This is a genomic window from Komagataeibacter diospyri, from assembly GCF_006538165.1.
Lineage (GTDB): Bacteria > Pseudomonadota > Alphaproteobacteria > Acetobacterales > Acetobacteraceae > Komagataeibacter > Komagataeibacter diospyri.
On sequence record NZ_BDLU01000050.1, the window covers coordinates 1 to 19,488 of the forward strand.

Here is a 19,488-nt window from a genome sequence, read left to right on the forward strand (position 1 = left end):
TCCGTCAGTATGAAGCGATCCATATGGTCTTTGAAACACATCATGGCCCTTTAGAAAACTCAATTCCCAACAGCCCCTGAAAAAAGATGGCACCAAAAAAACCTTTATTCCTTTTTTCTTTTACGGCGCAGCCGGTGGGACGACAGCATACAGTCCGATTTCCAGATGTTTACCCGTTGAATAATTCAGCCCCGTCTGCTGCCCCAGTTCATGCACATCCAGACCGTTTTCCATGATGCGGGCACCAAAAGCCGCCAGATCCTGCGTTCCCACCAGGGCCATGCCACATTTGGGGTTCTGCTGCAGAAAATCTGCCGCAGCCGTGGCGTTAATCAGGCGCGTATCCTGACCCAGCAGGAACACGAGACTGGGTTCCGAATCTGATGTCGAAGCCACAATGGTCCGCGCGCAGGGACGGTGCGCATCCACCAGTGCCGCAAGGCGGGGACTGAGCCAGATGGTCTGTAACCGTGGAATGACGGTCGTAAACAGCCCGACATGGATGATGATGGCCGCCGCCACCGCCGCCATGGCCGCGCGTAGTGCGTCCCGGTGCAAAATCAGGTAACCCGACAGGCCCAGAAGCGGCAGCACACCCGCAGGCACCAGCATGGCAGCAGGGGAAACCATGCCTTCCATGCGCCACAGCAGCACCGGCCCCGCAAACGCAAGGACCGACCCGACCGTGAACCAGACCAGCCCATAGGCCGCAAGCAGGCTGCGCGCCCATATCGCCCGTGGCCATTCCCAGTTTGTGGGAAAGGAAACGATCGCCGCCGCCGTCAGGATGGCAATAGCTGGATAGGTCGGCAGCACGTAATGCGGCAGCTTGGTTGCAATGGCTTCAAACACCAGCCAGTGCGGCACGATCCAGCACAGCAGGTAACGGACATGCGGCTGGAACCGGCGCTCCCATATGAAAGGCAGGCTCATGGCTGCAAAAACCGACCCCGGCCAGAAGGCAATGGCAAATACTACCAGATGATAGCCCGGCGGCAGGCCATGCGTTTCCTGCCCGCTGGCGACTTTACCCAGAAAATTGCGCCCGACCGCCCGTGAAAAGAAATCACCATGGCTTATGACCCCGATGGCGATGCACCACGGCAGCACGATGGCCAGCATGACCAGCCAGCCCCATGCAGGTCGCAACCGTTTCCACCAGTCAACGCGCCGTTCCACCAGCGCCAGCGCAAGTGGTGTGCCAAGCCCCGGGATCAGGATGACCGGCCCCTTGAGCATCAGCCCGCACCCCAGCGCGATCCAGTACAGCAGGGCGGCGGCAAGCGGGGTAGCAAGATCACGTTCGCGGTCCAGATACGCACGCAGCAGCCCACATTGCGCCAGCAACACAAACAGCAGCAGGGTCGTATCAATGGTGGCCATCCGGCCTTCGGCCGTCATCAGCACCGATACCGCCAGCAGCCCTGCCGCCAGCAGGCCGCACATGGGACCGAACAGGGCCGCGCCAATCCACGCCGTCAGCACGGCAGAACCGGTCACCGCCAGAAGGGAAGGAATACGATAGGGCCAGACCGCGTGCGTGCCCTGCATGCCCGTCAGGCGGACAGCGGCAGCTTCAAGCCAGTATATGCCCGCAGGCTGAAGATAACGTGGCTGATCCAGAAACCGGACATCGACATAATTGCCGCTGTGCAGCATCTGTGCCGTGGCTTCCATATAACGCGGTTCATCACGATCCAGCGGAGGAAGCGACGCACGTCCTGGCAGGAACAGGACAAATACGGACAGCGCCACAAAGATATAGTGACGCAACGTCAGACGCGTCATGGGCACGGTCCCTTCAGCGTTCGATAACGCGTTTCGGTATCCTGGCGCGGTTGTTAAGCCACATTACACCCAATATGTCCCGAATGCCGACAATGGCCCGGTTAAGATTGGTATATTTGGAAGACCCATGCAGCCGGTTGCGGTGATGGACCGAAAAACAGGCCAGCGGCACACCCCGCCTGCCCATAAGGGCGGGCAGGAAGCGATGCAGTCCCTCAAACTGGGGCAGACCAAGGAAATCCTCGCGCCGGAACGCCTTCAGCGACGCCCCCGTATCGGGGCAGCCATCATCAAGCAGGCGACGGCGCAGGGCATTTGCAAAACGCGAAGCCAGCCTGCGTGACATGGTATCACGCCGCTTGGTCCGCACGCCTACGACCAGCGGGGCGCGCCCTTTTGCCGTGCGGCCCATTTCCAGCATGGGAATGAAATCAGCGGGATTATCCTGCCCGTCACCGTCCAGCAGGATCACCCATTCACCCCGTGCGGCTTCAACACCGGTACGCAGGCCAGCGGATTTTCCGTAAACCGTATCATGACTGATGATACGCAGGCCAGGCAGGATACCGTCGCGCCTTACGGCTTCAAGCGCCACCACGGTATCATCCGTGCTGCCATCATCAACGAAGATGACTTCAGCCCTGGGCAACTGACCAAGGACAGCAGATATTTCCTGACACAGGGGACGAATGTTCGGTCCCTCGTTCAGTACTGCCGCGATAATGGAGACAACGGGGCGTTCGTCCACCCCATTACCTGACATGCCGGTTGTCACCAATGGTGATCAGGCAGCGCGCTGGGACAGGGCCGTCGGCAGGTCACCGATAGACTTGTCAATAATCTTGCCGTCCGCATCCGCGGGCAGGCTTGCAGCCAGCGTTTCACGCGTGGCCTGAATGGCGATATCAACAGCCGTCTCACGGACTTCACGCAGGGCGGAACGTTCTGCCGAAGCAATACGGTCCTTCGCCATCTGTTCACGCCGTGCGGCGATGTCCTCGGCGTCCTTGCGAGCCTTCAGCGCGATATTGGCCGCTTCACGCAGGGAATGTTCGACCAGTTCCTTGGCTTCGGCCAGTGCCGCTTCGCGGTCACGCGTCGCGTCCTCAAGCATCTGCTCGGCTTCACGGCGCAGGCGCGCAGCTTCATCAAGCTCTGCACGGATGCGCTCTGCCCGTCCGTCCAGCGCGCTCACCAGGGGTTTCCACAGTGAACGTCCGAACAGGACAAAAAACAGGACAAAGGCAACAGCCGACCAGAAACGGGGATCATGAAACATGATTATGACCTGTCTGTCTTGGGCAACTGGTCAGAGACCACGTGCTGCCGCAGCAGAACCGACCTTTGCCGTCACAAAATCGGCCGGGGCGGCAATGCCGGATAACTGATGGATCAGCGTTTCCGCCGTCGTTGTCGAAATCTCACGCACGGATGCCAGCGCCTGTCCGCGTGCCTGGGCAATGCGGGTTTCGGCATCCTGGATTTCCGTCGCCAGACGTGCATTCATTTCCTCGGTCTGCCGGGCGGCGGCAAGACGCGCCTCCTCGACAACCTTGTCCACATTGGCCTGTGCATCAGCCAGCGCCTTGCGGCGGGCTTCATGCAGGTCGGCCACTGCTTCATCAGCACGAGTCTTGGCCTTGTGCGCAATCCCGAGATCCGTCTCGATCGTCTGACGACGCAGCGACAGGACCTTTTCCACTTTCGGCAGGGCCGAACGGCTCAGCAGAAGGTAGAGTACCAGGAAAATGCCAGCGCCCCACACCACCTGTCCGATGACGTAGGGATTACCGAAATCAAGCTGGGGCATGCCCTCGGCGCGCGCGCCAGGGGCAACCATGGCCATCAGCGGCAGAGCCAGCGCGGACGAGGCCAGAAAAGTACCCGCCCTTCGGATGTTGTCATACATCACGGCGCGCGCCATGTTCGCCTCCAGCGTATCAGACGAACAGGATCAGGAACGCGATCAGAAGCGCATACAGGGCAACGGCTTCCGTCAGGGCGAAGCCCAGCATGCCGAGACCGAACACGTGCGGGCGCGCGGACGGGTTGCGCGCGATGCTGCTGACCAGCGTGGAGAAAATGTTACCCAGGCCAATGCCAACGCCAGCGAGGGCGATAACGGCGATACCGGCACCAATTTCACGGGCTGCTGCGATATCCATGTCTTGTTTTCCTTGTTTCAGACGTTCTGGATTGAAATAGATGGAAGCGGGTGTTGGAGCCCGTTAGTGGGCCACCGCCTCCCTCAGATAGATGCAGGTCAGGATCGCAAACACATAGGCCTGCAAGGCGCCAACCAGCAATTCGAGTGCCATCAGCGCGATATTGATGACCACGGGACCAACGGCGATGATGTCACCGAAGAAGCCCAGACCGGCCAGCATGATCGTGAAGGCGGCAAACATGTCGAACATCACGTGACCGGCGACCATGTTGGCAAACAGACGGATCGACAGGCTCACGGGACGCGAAAGAAAGGAAAGGATCTCGATCGGGATCAGCAGCGGGGCCAGTGCCTTGGGGGCGCCGACGGGCATGAAGTGGGCGAAGAACTTCGCCCCCTGCACCTTGAGCGACACGATGATCGAGAGGCAGAACACCATCAGCGCCAGCGCCAGCGTCACGGCGATATGGCTGGTGAAGGCGAAGGAAAAAGGCAGCAGGCCAAGATAGTTACCGGCCAGGATGAAGAAGAACAGCGTGAACACGAACGGGAAGAAGGCCCGGCCTTCCGGGCCAATCGTATCAACCGCCATGTTGTGGATGAAGTCGTAGCACATTTCGGCTGCGGACTGCAGCCGGCCCGGCACCACCGCCGCGGGACGCATGCCCACGTACAGGAATGCCAGAACCACAACGGCGGCAACAATCATCATCATGGGGGACTGGCTGAACCGCAGGGATTCGCCAAGTGCACCCAAAACTGGATGGAGCTCGAACTGACCGAGCGCGTCGATGGATGATCCGGCCGCCAACTTCGTTCTTCCCTATATCCGTCCAGAGCCGTTATCCGGCCCCTTTGCCTCAGTGTTTATGGCATCGGGCCTGACAAGACGCCAGACATTAAGCACACCTGCCACACCGCCCAGAAGCGAAAAGACGATAAGGAACCACGGCTTCGTATGCAGCCAGTGGTCAAGCCCCCAGCCAATCGCAACCCCGACCACAAGTGCCGATACAAGTTCCGTTCCCGACCTGATCACCAGGCCCAGATCGGACAGTGTCCCACCAGTGTCACGGGCAGCAGGTGCGGGCGGGTTCATGCGCTCGCGGGCTGCTTCCAGTCGCCGGTCGAAGGACTCGTCGGACGGGTCGTTATCCTTATCCACTTCTCGCACCTCCCAAGGGTGCAGGCGCTAGCTAACGATGCTGCAATAACCTGTCAAGCAACGGGTGGCAAACAAACGTGCCACCCCTGCATCTTTTTTCTGCGTACGGAATCCCGTACGCCCTTATTCGCCCGATGAACCGCCGGGAATGACGTCATAACCGGCACTGCCGGGAAACGCGCCGGGCGGGGGGGCGTCTGTAGGTTCGATATGAATGGCCTGATTGACGTCAGGCCCGATCTCACGCGCGTTGATGGCGGTGCCATGATCACCCGTAACCCCGGTACCGATCGCATGCAGTGTCGCCCCCGGCCTGAGCCATGCGCCAAGACGGGCGGCGTTCTTTTCCCCCACATACACAACGCTGTGGTCGCGCATGATGACCCCCTGCACCTTGCCCTGCATGTCATATAGCGGGGCGAGAATGGTGCCATCCACCGGCACGTCCGGACCGATACTGGGGGAATCAACAGGCGCCGTGGCGGATACGGGGGGATGCACGTCGGCAATACGGCGCCCGCGTGGGCCATTTACGGCATAGGCACGCACGATCGGCTGGCTGATGCCCTTCAGACCATTGACGCTGACCTGCTCACCCGGGCGGGCGATGGCGGGCAGTTCCTCTCCCAGGTCATGGGAAAAGAAAACCTGCGTGCCATCAGCCAGCAGCATGCCGGACACCTGCCCCGCCGGGGTCAGGATGTATTGCGCAAGCTGCCCCGTCGTGACGGGCAGCGGGGCCATGTCGAACACCGGTGCCAGCTGCACCGCAGCCGGGGCGGCTGGCGCGGGCTGTGCGCCCCCCCTGCTGGCGGCATGGGCACAGCCCGCCGTCAGACTGCCAGCCACAAGCACGCCCGCAAGCAGGCGGCAGGAGGAACGTCGATGAATGTCCATGCGGGTACCCGTCTTTCGTCTGTCTTAAACCCCGGCTGTCCACCGGGCATGCCATCTCATGCCATACCCGGCGCACAGGCAAGGGGCCTTGCTGTGGGATCAGTGCCGGAAATGGCGCATACCTGTGAAGACCATCGCGATGCCTGCCCTGTCGGCGGCGGCAATCACCTCGTCATCACGGATGGAGCCACCGGGCTGGATCACGGCGGTCGCCCCTGCGGCAATGGCGGCTTCCAGACCATCGGCAAAGGGGAAGAACGCGTCCGACGCCACGACGCTGCCCTGTGTCAGCGGATGGTCAAGACCCGCTTCCTTCGCGGCATCAGCGCTTTTGGTTGCGGCGATGCGCGCGGAATCAACGCGGCTCATCTGTCCTGCGCCAATCCCCACCGTACTCTGGTCCTTGACGTAAACGATGGCGTTCGACTTTACGTGCTTGGCCACGCGGAAGGCAAAGATCAGGTCCGCCATTTCCGCCGGAGTCGGCGCACGTTTCGTCACCACCTGCAGCGCGTCGGGCGTGATGCGGCCGTTATCGCGTGTCTGCGCCAGGAAGCCACCGGCCACCGAACGCACCACCACGCCACCAGCCGCAGGATCGGGCAGCGCACCGGTCAGCAGCAGGCGCAGGTTTTTCTTGCGAGCAAGGATTTCACGCGCTTCGGTGGTCGCGTCGGGGGCAACGATCACCTCCGTAAAGATCGCGGCGATGCGCGATGCTGCCTCGGCTTCCAACGTACGGTTGAGTGCCACGATCCCGCCAAAGGCCGAAACCGGATCGCACCGCAGCGCCCTGTCCCATGCTTCCGCCTGCGTCGCCGCCACGGCCACGCCACAGGGATTGGCGTGCTTGACGATCACGACAGCCGGGGCATCAAATTCGGCCACAGCCTCAAACGCCGCATCGGTGTCGTTGATGTTGTTGTAGGACAGGGATTTGCCCTGCACCTGCGTTGCCGTGGCCACGCCGGGACGGGTGGAGCCGTCGGTATAGAAAGCCGCCTTCTGGTGCGGGTTTTCGCCATAGCGCAGGCTTTCGCGCTTCTCACCCGCCACGATCATGCGGGGCGGCAGTACCTCGCCTTCCTGTTTTGCGAACCATGCGGCAATCGCGGCGTCATAGCCGGCGGTGCGGGCATAGGCCGCACCGGCCAGTATCTTGCGCTGCACCAGTGTGGTGCCTCCATTTTCCAGCGCGGTGATGATTTCGCCGTACTGCGCCGGATCGGTCACGATTGCGACATGGGCGTGGTTCTTGGCCGCCGCACGGATCAGGGCCGGGCCGCCGATGTCGATATTCTCGATGCAGTCCTCCGGTCCCGCGCCGGACGCCACCGTGGCCTCGAACGGGTACAGGTTGACGGCCACAAGGTCGATCGGGGCGATCCTGTGTTCTTCCATCTGGCTGACATGCGCAGGCAGGTCGCGCCGACCCAGGATGCCACCATGCACCTGCGGCACCAGTGTCTTGACGCGGCCATCAAGGATTTCCGGAAAACCGGTATGTTCTGACACGTCACGCACCGGGATGCCGGCTTCACGCAGGGTGCGGGCGGAACCACCCGTCGAGAGGATCTCTGCGCCATGGGCGACAAGGGCACGGGCAAGGTCAAGCAGGCCCTTCTTGTCGGAAACGGAAATCAGGGCACGCCGAACCGGCACGGTCTTCGGGGGGGTCATCAGCAGGTGACCTTTCACGCAAGCTGGAAATGGGCCAATCCGGGTGGATTAGTCCAACCGCGTGATGCGGGGCAATAAGCGAAATGCCATAACTGCCCCGTCTGGGGCGGAAATCAGCCCTGACAGCCCGCCTGAAGGGTCGCCAGCAGGTCGGAACGACGGGGAAAGGCAACCCCATCCCACGCTACGGCTTCGCGCACGGACAGGCTGTTGAGGGTGAATGCCGCTTCCGCCGTGCCCAGCAGGGCGGGCGAAATACGTCCCTCCCGCACAATCCCTGCATCCACCAGCACCCCACGCGCCGTTCCGGGCAATGCGCCATCGCTGAGCGGGGGAGTTACGAGCTGCCCGTCAAGACAGGCGACCAGCGTGCTGGCGCTGGTTTCGGCCACGAAACCAGCATGATTGAGCAGCACGGCATCATCCGCGCCCCGTGCTGCCGCCTCCATCCGCGCAAGGATGGAGGGCAGGTAATTCAGGCTTTTGATCCGTGACAGGATACTGTCCGCGTCACGCCTGTGGGACGCGGTGACCAGACGCACCGGGGTCGCGGGCGGCAGGCCGGATGCCGCCGTCAGCAGCAATGTCGGCGTCACCTGCCCGGGTGGCAGCAGGCCGCGTGGTCCCACCCCACGGGTACAGGTCAGGCGCAATGACCCGGTTTCCAGCCCGCAGGCATCCAGCAGGGCGGCAATGGCCGCCGTAATGACTATCCGGTCCGGCGGAGGCAGCATGATGGCCGCCGCTCCCTGCGCCAGCCGGTTCATGTGACGGTCGAAATGCCAGACCTGCCCGCCCGCCACGCGCATGGTCTCGAACACGCCATCCCCCAGCAGGAACCCCCGGTCCGCCGTGTTCACATATGCGCCGCCTGCAGGCAGTATCCGGCCATTGAGCCATATGGGCAGAGAAACGGGCGCAGTCATGCAGGATTTCCTTCCGGCCTTGTCAGAACCCGAAAATCAAAAAGCGGTCTTTTGATGAAGCTTGCTTCAAAAAGTTTCTGGAAATGCCCCGTCTTTTTAAAGAAAGGCAGCACCAAAAAAACTTTTATCATCAATGGAAAATATCCAGAAGGGCCGCGATTTTCAGCTGCATTTCACGGTATTCCCGCATCGGATCTGAATCGAAGGTAATACCCCCACCCGCCGCCGCGATGATGCGGTCCGGTGTCATGGACAGCGCGCGGATGATGACAGAACTGTCCATTGCCCCATCGCACCCGATCCATGCAACCGTGCCGCAATAGGCTCCCCGACCGGAGACCTCCAGTTCATCAATGATCTGCATGGCGCGGTGTTTGGGCGCGCCCGTAACCGAACCCGGCGGCAGGGTCGCGGCCAGCAGGTCGAATGCATCACATTCCGTGCGCAGCCGTCCCGTAACCTCGGACACCAGATGATGGACATGAGTGAACCGTTCCACCCCGAACAGTTCGGGCACGCTGACGCTGCCGATCTTCGCCACACGCCCGATATCATTGCGCATGAGGTCCACGATCATCAGGTTTTCAGCCCGCTCCTTCGCATCACGCCGCAGGTGATGGGCCAGTCGCGCATCTTCGGCCATCGTCCGGCCACGGGGCGCCGTGCCCTTTATGGGGCGGGTGCGCACCGTGCCATCAGGAGAAAGGGCGATAAACCGCTCGGGCGAGGCGCTGAGCAGGGCGAATGTCCCATCACACGACAGGAACGCCCCGAATGGTGCGGGCGATCCGGCCCGCAATGCACGGTAGACATCCACCGGCCCAAGCCCGACGGGTCGGGCTGCATACATGCGGCCGGTTATGTTAACCTGAAACACCTCGCCCGCCCCGATCCGCTCCACCGCCTGCGCCACACCGGCACGATAGGCCGCACCATCGTGATCCGGCACAAAAGACAGGGCGGGCAATGCAGGGATTTTCCCTGCCGGGCCAACCGCTTCCCACTGGGCGACCAGACGGGCGATACGATCCGCGCGCAGGGCCATGGCATCATGACCGGCCAGCCATGCCCGGCCATGCAGGCGGTCAAGGACAAAGGCATGGTCATAAATGCCGAACGCGGCCTCCGGCTGCGCCGGGTCATCCCCATGCCCGGTCACGATGCCCGCCATGCGCAGCCCAGCGCCATAACCGACAAACCCGACCACTCCCCCGGCAAAAGGCACATCGGCGGGACAGCCGCCCGTGGGCAGACAGTCCCGCAGCACCGTCAGAAGGTCGCGTGTCACCGGAACACCATCCAGCCTGCACTGGCCTGCATGCTGGGTCACCACATGTCGCGGGTCCCGACAGATGATCGCCCAACGCGCCCGATCGCCGACCTCGCCCCCGCTATCCAGACAGGCAAGCCACGGCAGATGTCCCCACGCTGCAAGGATGGCATCCACATCCCGCCATGGCAGGGACAGGCTGATGCCGTCCCTATCCATCCCCGGGGTGCCGCAGGTCATGGGCATAGGCTGTCAGCATGGCGCGGACTTCTTCCCCATCCGTCGCCTCCAGCGCACGGCAGGCCATACGGCGGCAGTCATCCATGGCGGCTGCCCGGATCGTGCGCTTGACCCGTGGCACGGCGGAAGCATGCATGGAAAAGGACCGCACCCCCAACCCCACCAGCAGGGGCACCGCCAGCGGGTCGGACGCCAGTTCCCCACAGAGGGAAACCGGCCTGCGCTGACGTAACCCCGCATCCGCCGTCATGCGCAAAAGCCGCAGCACCGCCGGGTGCAGCGGATCATACAGGGCTGTCACATCCGCTGCCGCCCGGTCGGCGGCAAGGGCATACATGGTCAGGTCATTGGTGCCGATGGCCAGGAATTCGGCTTCCTGCGCCAGCACATCGGCCATTAGGGCGGCGGCAGGCGTTTCAATCATGATGCCAAGCGGCGGTAACGGGTCGGGAATTTCCACCCCCTTGCGCCGCAGCCTGCGCCCGATCCGGGCATAAATATCACGCGCCGCCCGCACTTCGCCCACCCCGGACACCATGGGCAGCAACACCCGTACCGGCCCCGCATTAGCCGCGCGCAGGATGGCGGCAAACTGCGTTTCCAGCAGGGTGCGATGCTGCAACAGCAGCCGGATGCCGCGTACGCCCAGCGCCGGATTGACATCGCCCCCGTGGCCAATTCCCACGCGCGACAGGGCGTCGCTGTTCTTTTCACTGCCCCAGTCCACCACGCGGATCGTAACCGGATCACCCGCCATGGCTTCAATCAGGGGCAGATAGATGGCTTCCTGCCGGTCTTCATCAGGCAGGGTATCGGTATTCATGAACAGGAATTCACTGCGCAGCAGGCCGATGCCCGCCGCCCCCGACTGCGCCACCATGGGCAGTTCGGCCGGGATTTCCAGATTGGCCTGAAGCGTCAGCACCTCCCCACTGGACAGACGGGCGGGCAGCCGACGCAGGCGGCCCAGCATCTGGCGTTCGCGCGCATAGGCTGCAACATCCACCCGCGCCGCCGCCGCTGTGCGGCTGGACGGACGGATAATGACATGTCCCGTCACCCCATCCACCACCAGACGCGTGCGCCGCCGCACCTGCGCCAGCAGTCCGTGGGCGGCCAGCACGGCAGGAATGCCCAGCGCACGCAGCAGGATGGCGGTATGACCCGTACTGCCGCCTTCTTCCGTCACGACGGCGGCAATGCGGGAGGGATCGATCAGGGCGGCATCAGCGGGACGCAACTGCTCGGCGACCAGAATGGCCCCGTCCGGCAGGGCGGAAAAGGAACGGTAGGGCGTGCCGCTGAGGTTACGGACCAGCCTGCGCCCGATTTCACGGAATTCACCCGCCCGCCTGCGGGCCGCCACCGCGTCCTCGCCCTGCGGCGCGGGACGGCCGGGGGGAGCCAGCATATGGGTGGCCAGTGCCTCTGTTTCCTGCATGACAGCGGCTTCGGCCAGCATGCCATGTTCCAGCCGTGCCTCGATCCCGCGCCGCAGGCGCGAAGGGCCCAGCATACGGCGATAGACTTCCAGCAGTGAACCGATTTCCACCTGCCCGTCTTCCGGCAGCAGGGCCAGACGGTCATGCAGGCGGCCAAGCTGGGCTACGGAACGGCCTATGGCATCATGCAGCCGGGTGCGTTCATGCCCCGGATTACAGTCCCGGCGCGCCATGTCTACCGACGGCGGGGCCGGTTCATGCGCGACAGCGGCGTAACCGATCGCGACACCGGGGGAGACGGGCTGGCCTTCCAGCCGGACTTCACCCGCGCGGGGACGCTGCTTCGGGCGGCGTTCAGTCGCCTTCATCAAACCCGGCCCCGACCAGCCGCGCCAGGGCCGCAAGCGCCTGTGGCCCCTGGGGGCCGGTGGTGGTGATGGTGATCGTCTCGCCCCTGCCCGCGCCCAGCATCATCAGGCCCATGATGGAATGGCCCGAAACCGTCATGCCCGCATGGGTAACATCAACGCCCGCATCGAATTTTTCGGCAGCCGTCACGAATTTCGCGGCAGCCCGCGCATGCAGCCCGCGCTGGTTCACGATCCCCACATCCATCCGGTGCGGCACGGGCTGTGTTGCCGTTTCAGCCACCGTGGCCTGCCACGCTGTCCGCCTCACCCACGCATTCCCCCACACCCGACAGGCAGGCCGCAGGCAGATGGGAGGCCACGGATATGTAACGCCTGCCCGCTGCTTCCGCGCCATTGAGGCATTCGCGCATATCCGCATGGGCGCGCATCTGCGCCAGCTTGACCAGCATGGGCATGTTCACCCCCGCCAGCACTTCCACCCGATCGGTTTCCAGAACGGAAACCGCGACATTCGATGGCGTGCTGCCGAACATGTCGGTCAGCAGGATGACGCCCTGTCCGCTATTGACCGAGTCGATGGCCCGCTGCAGGGCATCGCGGCATGTGCCGGGCAGGGAGGTGGCAGTGACGTTGAATACCGCTGTCTGCGCCTGCGGGCCGACCACGTGTTCGAGTTCCCCTTTCAGGGTCTCGCCAAGGACACCATGCATCACGAACACGAGACCGATCATTTCGGGTCTGTCTGCTCCGTTGTTTCCGGCAGCCCGCGTGGCCGATTGGCCCACCGCCAGCTGCTGCGGCCCTGACGGGCCAGTTCACGATGCATGATCACCACCGGCCATGCATCATGTGGATGGGTATTGCCCGCACGTTGTGCAAGCCTGAGCGCAAGCGCCTCCACCAGTGTGACGGAACGGTGCCGACCGCCCGAACAGCCTATGGCGATGGTGGCGTACTTTTTTCCTTCCCGCACGAAACGTGGCAGCACCAGTTCCAGCAATCCCACGATACGGTCAAGGAATTCCTTATAATCCGGGTCACAGGCGACATAGTCCGCTACGTCCGCATCCAGCCCGGTCATGGCCGACAGGGCCGGATCATAATAGGGATTGGTCAGGAAACGGGCATCGAACACCATGTCCGCTTCACGCGGGAGGCCTGCCGGAAAGGCGAATGACATGAGGGCGACCGTCAGGCCATCGAGTCCCCCCGCCGTCCATTCCCCGAAACGGGCCTCGACCAGCTGCCGCAGTTCCGGCGGTGGCAGGTCGGAGGTGTCAATCACCACATCCGCCGCTTCGCGCAGGGGGGATGTCAGGCGGATCTCGGCCTCGATCCCTTCCTTGACGGTGCCATGGACGGCCTGCGGATGGCGCCTGCGGGTAGCGGTATAGCGACGCAGCAGGACGCTTTCCTCGGCTGTTGCGTAAATCAGTTCCGCATTCAGGCCCGGATTGATCCGCAGCCGCGCCAGCGCCGCCAGCACGGCGGACGCATCAAACCCACGCGTACGGGAATCCACGCCAACCGCCACGGGACGTTCAGCACGGGCCACGATTTCATCCAGCATGCCCAGCGGCGGATTGTCGATCACCTCGTGCCCCAGATCCTCCAGAATGCGCAGAATCGAGGACTTGCCCGCCCCGGACAACCCGGTGACAAGCAGGATACGACGGGGAAGAGGTGTGTCTTCATGCATGGTGTCAGTCACGCAAAACCCTGACTTCTGTCAGCCACATGCCCAGTGACAGATCGCTGTATCATGGCGGGATCGAAACCTTTTCTTGAACCCATTGTTCCCTGAATGGGCGACAATGGAAAGTGGCAACGATATCACAACTGCCTTTCATCCAGCAGATGCCTGTGACCGGCGATGCAGTCCAGCACCAGCCCGATACGGGCAACGGCGGAAGGCTGCGCCGGATCAAGAAAGAATACCGGCTGTCCCACAACCTTATCACACCGGGGCGACGGAGGGAGTCGTGGTGGATGGTCGGACGGGGAAACCAGCCTTGCAACAGCTACAACACGCACGCGCGCACGATAGCGCATGCGCACGATCCCGATACCACGTACTTCCAGCAGTCCGGCAAGGGCTGCTGGCGCACTGGCCCAGCCTGCATGCAGGCAGACCCGGTCATCGGCCACCAGGTCATAGCCCGCGTCAATCAGGCGCAGCAGCAGATCGGACTTGCCGGACCCCGACGGGCCGGAAAGCACGATACCCTGCTCCCCCCGCGCGGCACAGGACGCATGGATCTGAACCGGATCATTCATGGAAAAGGGACTTATCCCAAAGTCATCATTTCGGGGATGGAAAATTTTTTATGGACAAAACATGACCATTTTGTGATTCTGGCTTCAATGGAAGAAAACATGCCGTTCCGCCCTTCGCCGGAAGTACATATCCGGTGCCTGACCGGCGTCGATGCCACGACCGGGCAGTTCCCGACCGAGCTGTTTCCCCAGATCAGGCAGGCACTGGCCACGGGCATGACCCGGCTGGGACAGCAGGGCATGACTGCGGAAAACGTGACCCGCATCACCTTCACCCTGCGTGAAACCGATGGCTTCAGCGCCTGCTTTCCCCTTCTGAATGACCTGTTCGGCCGTACCTGCCCTGCTACGACACTGCGGCTGGTCAAGCAGTTCGACCGGGACGGGCAACTGGCGGAAATCGAACTGGTGGCCCTGCCTGCACAGACTGATGACGCACCGTTTCCGGACGCTGTTTGACAATAAAGGTTTCCGGAAGCTGCCTGTTTTCAGGGAAAGACAGCATTTTCCAAAGCTTTTCAAAAAGCTTCACCAAAAACTTCTGTGATTTTCAGAACATCTTTATGGACTGACTGTCTGCAACAGTCCCAAGTTCCCAACCCCATGGTCAATCTGTCGGATACAGTCATTCAGGGGAAAGGAAAGTGGTGGAGCTGAGGGGAATCGAACCCCTGACCTCCTCATTGCGAACGAGGCGCTCTCCCATCTGAGCTACAGCCCCACAATCCTCGCGCGATACATACCCTGCGGAGGCCGCAAGTCAAGACCCATTTTTAAGGCTGCAATCGCTTTTCTCCCCTGACCATCCTGTTCATAGCAGTTGTATGCGGGCATGACGGACACTAAATTCTGTTTCCCATCATCCATGAAGGTTGGCCCGTTGATCACCATTATCTTTAACCTGCTGGCTGAACTCATACAGCTTTATTACTATGTGGTGATGCTGGCCTGTCTGTTCAGCTTTCTCCTTGGTTTCGGCATTCTGGACCCACGCAACCAGATCGTGTGGAACATCTCGAACTTCCTGTTCCGCATGACCGAACCGGTCCTGCGTCCCATCCGGAACATTCTGCCCAACATAGGCAACATTGACCTCAGCCCGCTCGTTCTGCTGCTGCTGCTGCAGTACGTGGTGATGCCGGTCATGGGCAAGATCTACGGTATGCTTATGGTCGGGATTGCATAAAATCCGTGGCTGCGGGCTATCCCCCCCGCGCCGGAGGCGGATATAACAGGACATACAGGCCTTGGCTTTCCTTCGGCCCGGATTTCAGGAGTTTATCATCACATGAAAAAAATGAACCGTTTCCTGGCTCTTGCCGCGGCCCTGCCACTTGCCGCCGCCCTGTCCGGTGCCCCCGCACATGCGCAGGGGTTCGGTGACCTGACCGGTGGATCTTCCTCGGGCGGACTGGGCAAGGCGGCTGGCCTGCTTTCGGGCAGCGGCGTGAACATGCCGTCCGTCTCGTCGCTGGCTCCTTCCAACGTCACGGGCCTGCTGAGCTACTGCGTGCAGAACAACTACCTGCAGGGCAACAGCCCCACCACGCTGCTGTCGTCGCTGAAGCAGAAGGCGGGCCTTGATACCTCCAGCACCCAGTATTCCAACGGGCAGAACGGTATCCTTGATACCGGCAACGGCAACACGTTCTCGCTGTCGTCGCTGACCGGCAACCTGAAGCAGAAGGTTTCGACCAAGGTGTGTAATGCCGTGCTGAAGCAGGGCAAGTCCCTGCTCTGATCCGGTAAATGTGTGTCCGCCCGCCTCAGAACGGGCGGACAACCACCATGATGACAATAACCATCATAAGAACGGTCGGCACTTCGTTCGCCATGCGGTAGAACCGTTCGGACCGCATATTGCGGTCATTGGCGAAATCACGCCGCCATCGCCCGCACGCACCATTGAAACCAGCCATTGCCAGCACACAGGCAAGCTTGGTGATCCACCAGCCGGAATGCCAGTCGACCAGACCCGGAATGGCCGACAGCAGGCCACCGAACAGGAACGTGCTGATCATGGCCGGCATCATGATGAACCGCAGCAGCTTGTATTCCATCACCTTGAAGCGTTCGGATTCAGCCGTGCCCGCCGCTACCTGACAATGATAGACAAACAGTCGCGGCAGATAGAACAGTCCCGCCATCCATGCGATGAATGACATGATGTGGAACGCCTTCAGCCACAGCATGACGGACGCAAGTGCATCAATCATGCGCGGCACCCTGGTGTTTCTGACTGTCCAGTATCCGCCGCAGCAGCGGCACGAATTCATCAAGGTGCGTAATCCGAAGCAGCCCCGACCATGATGGTGCGGACAGGTCCGCGGGTCTTAACAGCACGCATCCCATGCCTGCCGCCTGCGCCGCACGCGCGCCGGTGTCGGTATCTTCCAGCACGATGCAGTTTTCAGGTGGCACGCCCTGCGCCTTCGCCGCCGCCAGATAGACAGCCGGGTCCGGCTTGGGCTGGCCCATGTCCCGGGCGGAATGGATATGTGCGGGCGCGATCAGGGCATCAAGCCCGGTACGGCCGAATTTCGCCTCCATCTCCATGACCGAAGAATTGGACCCGATACGGTAGGGCAGTCCAAGGGCCGCCACCCCGCGCAGCATGGCGGGGGCACCGTCTATGGTTTCCGCCTCGCTGCGCATGAGGGTGACAAGGTTGCGCTGCATCTGCGCGGGCCAGTCATCAGGCAGGGTGATGCCCTCCGCCTGCTCGATCTCATGCTTCAGCGCCGTCAGGGCATGGCCCGCAAAACGGTGGACCGCGTCTTCATCGCTGATGCCAAGGCCATATTCGCGCAGGTTGCGGGCAATCATACGGCATGACGGCCCTTCGCTGTCGATCAGGACACCATCACAGTCAAAAATGACCAGCTTGAGCGCGCCATCGGGACGCAGGGCGGCAGGCAGCATCATTCATACATCCCGTATGGTCTTGATCAGGTCACCCACATGTTCGGGAGGCGTGGTCGGAATGACCCCATGGCCAAGGTTGAATACATGGGGGCGGCCCTTCATCGCATCACGGATGGCGCGGGCTTCGGTGCGCATGCCCTCACCGCCCGCCAGCACGCGGATCGGGTCAAGATTACCCTGCAGCACCAGCGTGTCCGGCACCTTTTCCGCCACGGCCTTCATGTCGGCCCCGGTATCAAGCGCCATCGCGTTCACACCCGTCTTGTGCCCGTATTCAATCGCCATAAGCCCGCCCAGCCGCGGGAAGCCGATAACCGGCACGCCGGGATGGCGGGCATTGATGATTTCGGTAATCCGGCGCGTAGGTTCAATGACGTGCCTGCGGAACTGTGACGGCGGCAGAAGTCCCGACCAACTGTCGAACAGCATGACCGCTTCCGCCCCGGCCGTGATCTGGTCGCACAGCATGTCCGCCGTGGCGGTGGTCAGCAGGTCGATCAGGCGGTCGAAGAATTCGGGATCGGTATAGGCCAGCCTGCGCGTTTCCTCGAACTCACGCGATCCATGGCCTTCAACCATGTAGCACGCCACCGTGAACGGCGCCCCGGCAAAGCCGATCAGCGTGACCTGTCCCGATTTCGCAGGTCCGATCGGTTCTGGTCCGTCAACGGCCCTGCGCAGCCGCCCCAGCGTTTCCATCACCGGCTGCGTTGCCTGTTTTACCCGCGTGGGATCCAGGCGTTCAAGGTCGGCTATCGAACGCACGGCCCCAAGGACGGGACCCCGACCCGGCACGAATTCCAGCGACTGTCCCATCGCCCATGGCAGGATGAGGATGTCGGAAAACAGGATCGCGCCATCCATGCCAAAACGCCGGATGGGCTGAAGCGTGATATCCACCGCCATGTCCGGAGTCATGCAGCGGGTTATGAAATCCGCCTTTTCACGCAACGCCCGGAATTCTGGCAGGAACCGGCCCGCCTGCCGCATCAGCCATACCGGAGGTGGCCATATTGCCTCTCCCAACAGGGTGCCGAGCAGGGGTTTGCGTGTTTCAGTCATCGATCCGTCGTTCTGTTTCGTTGTGGCCGGACTATCTCGTACTTTCGCCGTGACGGATAGCGGGCAGGTGGAACGTGCACGCCTCTTTCAAAACAATAAAAGAAAAGAGAAAGAAATTTTTTGATGTGCTTTAAGTGCTGTGGATGACGGGGTACCCACGTTTCCGAAAATGTACCCCACTTTTCCCACAGAGTGTACAGTTTCCGACTCCAAGGATTCCCGTGCCTGCGGGAAGTTATCCAGAATGTACCGACATAAGCCTGTGTACAACCCACCGTGAATGGAGGTGTACCCGTTGTCCACGGTACTCGGTACGGCACAGAATTGTTTGGAGTACTGTCCCCATGTACCCCAGTACTCGAACGCGCCGAATTTCCTGTTTCACTTCGGCAGTACGGAGAGGGTGATGCCAGACGACTCGAATTTAGTACTAAAGCCACCGCCATTACAGGCGGAGTCGCCGCCGATAGTACTTGCCAGCCGCTCTGCCGCGCGCCGGAGTCTGCTGGAATCGGCGGGCATAAGGGCGGATTACCGGGCAGCGGATGTGGATGAACATGCCATTCGCGAGCAGGCCCGTGCCTGCGGGATGGAAACAGGCCAGACAGCCCTTGAACTGGCCCGTGCCAAGGCGCGCGCCATAAGCGTGGATACTGGTGCGGTCGTGATTGGAGCGGACCAGATGCTGTCATGCGATGGGGCGTGGTTTGACAAGCCTGAAAGCATGGATGCCGCCCGCCAGCAGTTGCGCATGCTGCGTGGCAGGACACATGTGCTGCATACGGCAGTAGTGATGCTGCGTGACGGGAGCGAGACATGGCGCCATGTCGCCTGCCCCGTGCTGCATATGCGCGGCTTCAGCGATTCCTTTCTGGAGCGTTATCTGGCGCTGGAGGGTGATGCAATTCTGTCCTGTGTCGGGTGTTACCGTCTGGAAGGGGCAGGCATTCACCTGTTTTCCCATATAACAGGGGAACATGCCGCCATTATGGGCCTGCCTCTGCTCCCACTCCTGCAGGCGTTACGGGCACAGCGTATCATCCTGCGATAATTTGGTTTGTGGGGGTTGCATTGCCAGGGTCTTACGGTTATACCCCGCGAACCGGACCACGGCAGGCCATATGAAACGGCCAGTCAGTCAGGACAGTGGGGCCATAGCTCAGTTGGGAGAGCGCCTGAATGGCATTCAGGAGGTCAGGGGTTCGACTCCCCTTGGCTCCACCAGATTCCTTATCTGGTACCCCCTTAAAATACTAAATCTGACAGTTCACCTGATAG

General features: G+C 61.8%; 23 protein-coding genes and 2 tRNA genes. 5 read left to right on the plus strand and 20 right to left on the minus strand.

All coding sequences use genetic code 11. The features are described from left to right. Positions 1 to 120: 120 nt before the first annotated feature. From MSKU9_RS10995 to MSKU9_RS11070, 16 genes are all read right to left on the minus strand, one after another. Positions 121 to 1,788, minus strand: a complete 1,668-nt coding sequence (locus MSKU9_RS10995) for an ArnT family glycosyltransferase (protein ID WP_141261497.1) — start codon at positions 1,786 to 1,788, stop codon at positions 121 to 123. Between the two features lie 13 nt (positions 1,789 to 1,801). Beyond that, positions 1,802 to 2,551 carry a glycosyltransferase family 2 protein gene (locus MSKU9_RS11000; RefSeq protein ID WP_141261498.1) on the minus strand — a complete coding sequence of 250 codons (750 nt, stop codon included), beginning with the start codon at positions 2,549 to 2,551 and terminating at the stop codon, positions 1,802 to 1,804. 21 nt (positions 2,552 to 2,572) lie between these two features. Beyond that, positions 2,573 to 3,067, minus strand: a complete 495-nt coding sequence (locus MSKU9_RS11005) for a F0F1 ATP synthase subunit B family protein (RefSeq protein ID WP_141261499.1) — start codon at positions 3,065 to 3,067, stop codon at positions 2,573 to 2,575. Positions 3,068 to 3,097: 30 nt separating this feature from the next. After that, positions 3,098 to 3,712 (minus strand): F0F1 ATP synthase subunit B family protein, encoded by a 615-nt coding sequence (locus MSKU9_RS11010; protein WP_110556120.1) that lies wholly within the window; start codon positions 3,710 to 3,712, stop codon positions 3,098 to 3,100. A 16-nt stretch (positions 3,713 to 3,728) separates the two neighbouring features. Further along, a complete protein-coding gene (locus tag MSKU9_RS11015; protein ID WP_003616715.1) occupies positions 3,729 to 3,953 on the minus strand; it encodes an ATP synthase subunit C family protein in 225 nt (74 codons plus the stop codon). A gap of 63 nt (positions 3,954 to 4,016) precedes the next feature. Next, positions 4,017 to 4,766, minus strand: coding sequence for a F0F1 ATP synthase subunit A (locus MSKU9_RS11020; protein WP_141261500.1), 750 nt, complete (start codon positions 4,764 to 4,766; stop codon positions 4,017 to 4,019). A 12-nt stretch (positions 4,767 to 4,778) separates the two neighbouring features. Then, positions 4,779 to 5,120 carry an AtpZ/AtpI family protein gene (locus tag MSKU9_RS11025; RefSeq protein WP_141261501.1) on the minus strand — a complete coding sequence of 114 codons (342 nt, stop codon included), beginning with the start codon at positions 5,118 to 5,120 and terminating at the stop codon, positions 4,779 to 4,781. Positions 5,121 to 5,243: 123 nt separating this feature from the next. After that, entirely contained in the window at positions 5,244 to 6,017 is a 774-nt protein-coding gene (locus MSKU9_RS11030; RefSeq protein WP_141261502.1) for a hypothetical protein, read from the minus strand. A 99-nt stretch (positions 6,018 to 6,116) separates the two neighbouring features. After that, a complete protein-coding gene (gene purH, locus MSKU9_RS11035; RefSeq protein ID WP_141261503.1) occupies positions 6,117 to 7,697 on the minus strand; it encodes a bifunctional phosphoribosylaminoimidazolecarboxamide formyltransferase/IMP cyclohydrolase in 1,581 nt (526 codons plus the stop codon). 113 nt (positions 7,698 to 7,810) lie between these two features. Further along, positions 7,811 to 8,623 carry an aminotransferase class IV gene (locus MSKU9_RS11040; RefSeq protein WP_141261504.1) on the minus strand — a complete coding sequence of 271 codons (813 nt, stop codon included), beginning with the start codon at positions 8,621 to 8,623 and terminating at the stop codon, positions 7,811 to 7,813. A gap of 130 nt (positions 8,624 to 8,753) precedes the next feature. Beyond that, a complete protein-coding gene (locus tag MSKU9_RS11045) occupies positions 8,754 to 10,112 on the minus strand; it encodes an anthranilate synthase component I family protein (protein ID WP_141261505.1) in 1,359 nt (452 codons plus the stop codon). Then, on the minus strand, positions 10,105 to 11,943 hold the full coding sequence (gene ptsP, locus MSKU9_RS11050; protein ID WP_141261506.1) for a phosphoenolpyruvate--protein phosphotransferase: 1,839 nt from the start codon (positions 11,941 to 11,943) through the stop codon (positions 10,105 to 10,107). The genes MSKU9_RS11045 and ptsP overlap by 8 nt, the downstream gene beginning before the upstream one ends. Continuing rightward, on the minus strand, positions 11,930 to 12,226 hold the full coding sequence (locus MSKU9_RS11055; protein WP_141261576.1) for an HPr family phosphocarrier protein: 297 nt from the start codon (positions 12,224 to 12,226) through the stop codon (positions 11,930 to 11,932). Before MSKU9_RS11055 ends, ptsP begins: the two co-directional genes overlap by 14 nt. Then, positions 12,219 to 12,677 (minus strand): PTS sugar transporter subunit IIA, encoded by a 459-nt coding sequence (locus MSKU9_RS11060; protein WP_141261507.1) that lies wholly within the window; start codon positions 12,675 to 12,677, stop codon positions 12,219 to 12,221. Before MSKU9_RS11060 ends, MSKU9_RS11055 begins: the two co-directional genes overlap by 8 nt. Beyond that, positions 12,674 to 13,645 carry an RNase adapter RapZ gene (gene rapZ, locus MSKU9_RS11065; protein WP_141261577.1) on the minus strand — a complete coding sequence of 324 codons (972 nt, stop codon included), beginning with the start codon at positions 13,643 to 13,645 and terminating at the stop codon, positions 12,674 to 12,676. The genes MSKU9_RS11060 and rapZ overlap by 4 nt, the downstream gene beginning before the upstream one ends. Before the next feature lie 134 nt (positions 13,646 to 13,779). Beyond that, the gene (locus MSKU9_RS11070; protein ID WP_141261508.1) at positions 13,780 to 14,223 is read right to left on the minus strand and encodes an HPr kinase/phosphorylase; all 444 of its coding nucleotides are present in this window, start codon (positions 14,221 to 14,223) and stop codon (positions 13,780 to 13,782) included. Between the two features lie 99 nt (positions 14,224 to 14,322). On the opposite strand from MSKU9_RS11070, the gene MSKU9_RS11075 reads away from it, so the two are divergent. Then, complete coding sequence (locus MSKU9_RS11075; RefSeq protein WP_227001054.1) at positions 14,323 to 14,682, plus strand: RidA family protein; 360 nt, start codon at positions 14,323 to 14,325, stop codon at positions 14,680 to 14,682. 186 nt (positions 14,683 to 14,868) lie between these two features. On the opposite strand, the gene MSKU9_RS11080 is transcribed toward MSKU9_RS11075, so the two are convergent. Next, positions 14,869 to 14,944: transfer RNA gene (locus tag MSKU9_RS11080), tRNA-Ala, on the minus strand. Between the two features lie 144 nt (positions 14,945 to 15,088). Here MSKU9_RS11080 and MSKU9_RS11085 point away from each other — a divergent pair. Together MSKU9_RS11085 and MSKU9_RS11090 are read left to right on the plus strand one after the other, a co-directional pair. Continuing rightward, positions 15,089 to 15,409 (plus strand): YggT family protein, encoded by a 321-nt coding sequence (locus tag MSKU9_RS11085; RefSeq protein ID WP_029329345.1) that lies wholly within the window; start codon positions 15,089 to 15,091, stop codon positions 15,407 to 15,409. Positions 15,410 to 15,511: 102 nt separating this feature from the next. Further along, positions 15,512 to 15,964 carry a YjjA family protein gene (locus tag MSKU9_RS11090; RefSeq protein ID WP_141261510.1) on the plus strand — a complete coding sequence of 151 codons (453 nt, stop codon included), beginning with the start codon at positions 15,512 to 15,514 and terminating at the stop codon, positions 15,962 to 15,964. 25 nt (positions 15,965 to 15,989) lie between these two features. Here the strand turns inward: MSKU9_RS11090 and hemJ are convergent, their stop codons facing one another. From hemJ to hemE, 3 genes are read right to left on the minus strand one after another with little or no spacing between them, the layout of a single operon-like run. Next, positions 15,990 to 16,439, minus strand: a complete 450-nt coding sequence (gene hemJ, locus MSKU9_RS11095; protein WP_141261511.1) for a protoporphyrinogen oxidase HemJ — start codon at positions 16,437 to 16,439, stop codon at positions 15,990 to 15,992. Further along, entirely contained in the window at positions 16,432 to 17,145 is a 714-nt protein-coding gene (locus MSKU9_RS11100; protein WP_141261578.1) for an HAD family hydrolase, read from the minus strand. Before MSKU9_RS11100 ends, hemJ begins: the two co-directional genes overlap by 8 nt. A 3-nt stretch (positions 17,146 to 17,148) precedes the next feature. Further along, the gene (gene hemE, locus MSKU9_RS11105; RefSeq protein WP_141261512.1) at positions 17,149 to 18,210 is read right to left on the minus strand and encodes a uroporphyrinogen decarboxylase; all 1,062 of its coding nucleotides are present in this window, start codon (positions 18,208 to 18,210) and stop codon (positions 17,149 to 17,151) included. A 406-nt stretch (positions 18,211 to 18,616) separates the two neighbouring features. On the opposite strand from hemE, the gene MSKU9_RS11110 reads away from it, so the two are divergent. Both MSKU9_RS11110 and MSKU9_RS11115 read left to right on the plus strand, forming a co-directional pair. Next, positions 18,617 to 19,261, plus strand: a complete 645-nt coding sequence (locus MSKU9_RS11110; RefSeq protein WP_141261513.1) for a Maf family protein — start codon at positions 18,617 to 18,619, stop codon at positions 19,259 to 19,261. 97 nt (positions 19,262 to 19,358) lie between these two features. Beyond that, positions 19,359 to 19,434, plus strand: a tRNA-Ala gene (locus tag MSKU9_RS11115). Positions 19,435 to 19,488 lie beyond the last annotated feature (54 nt).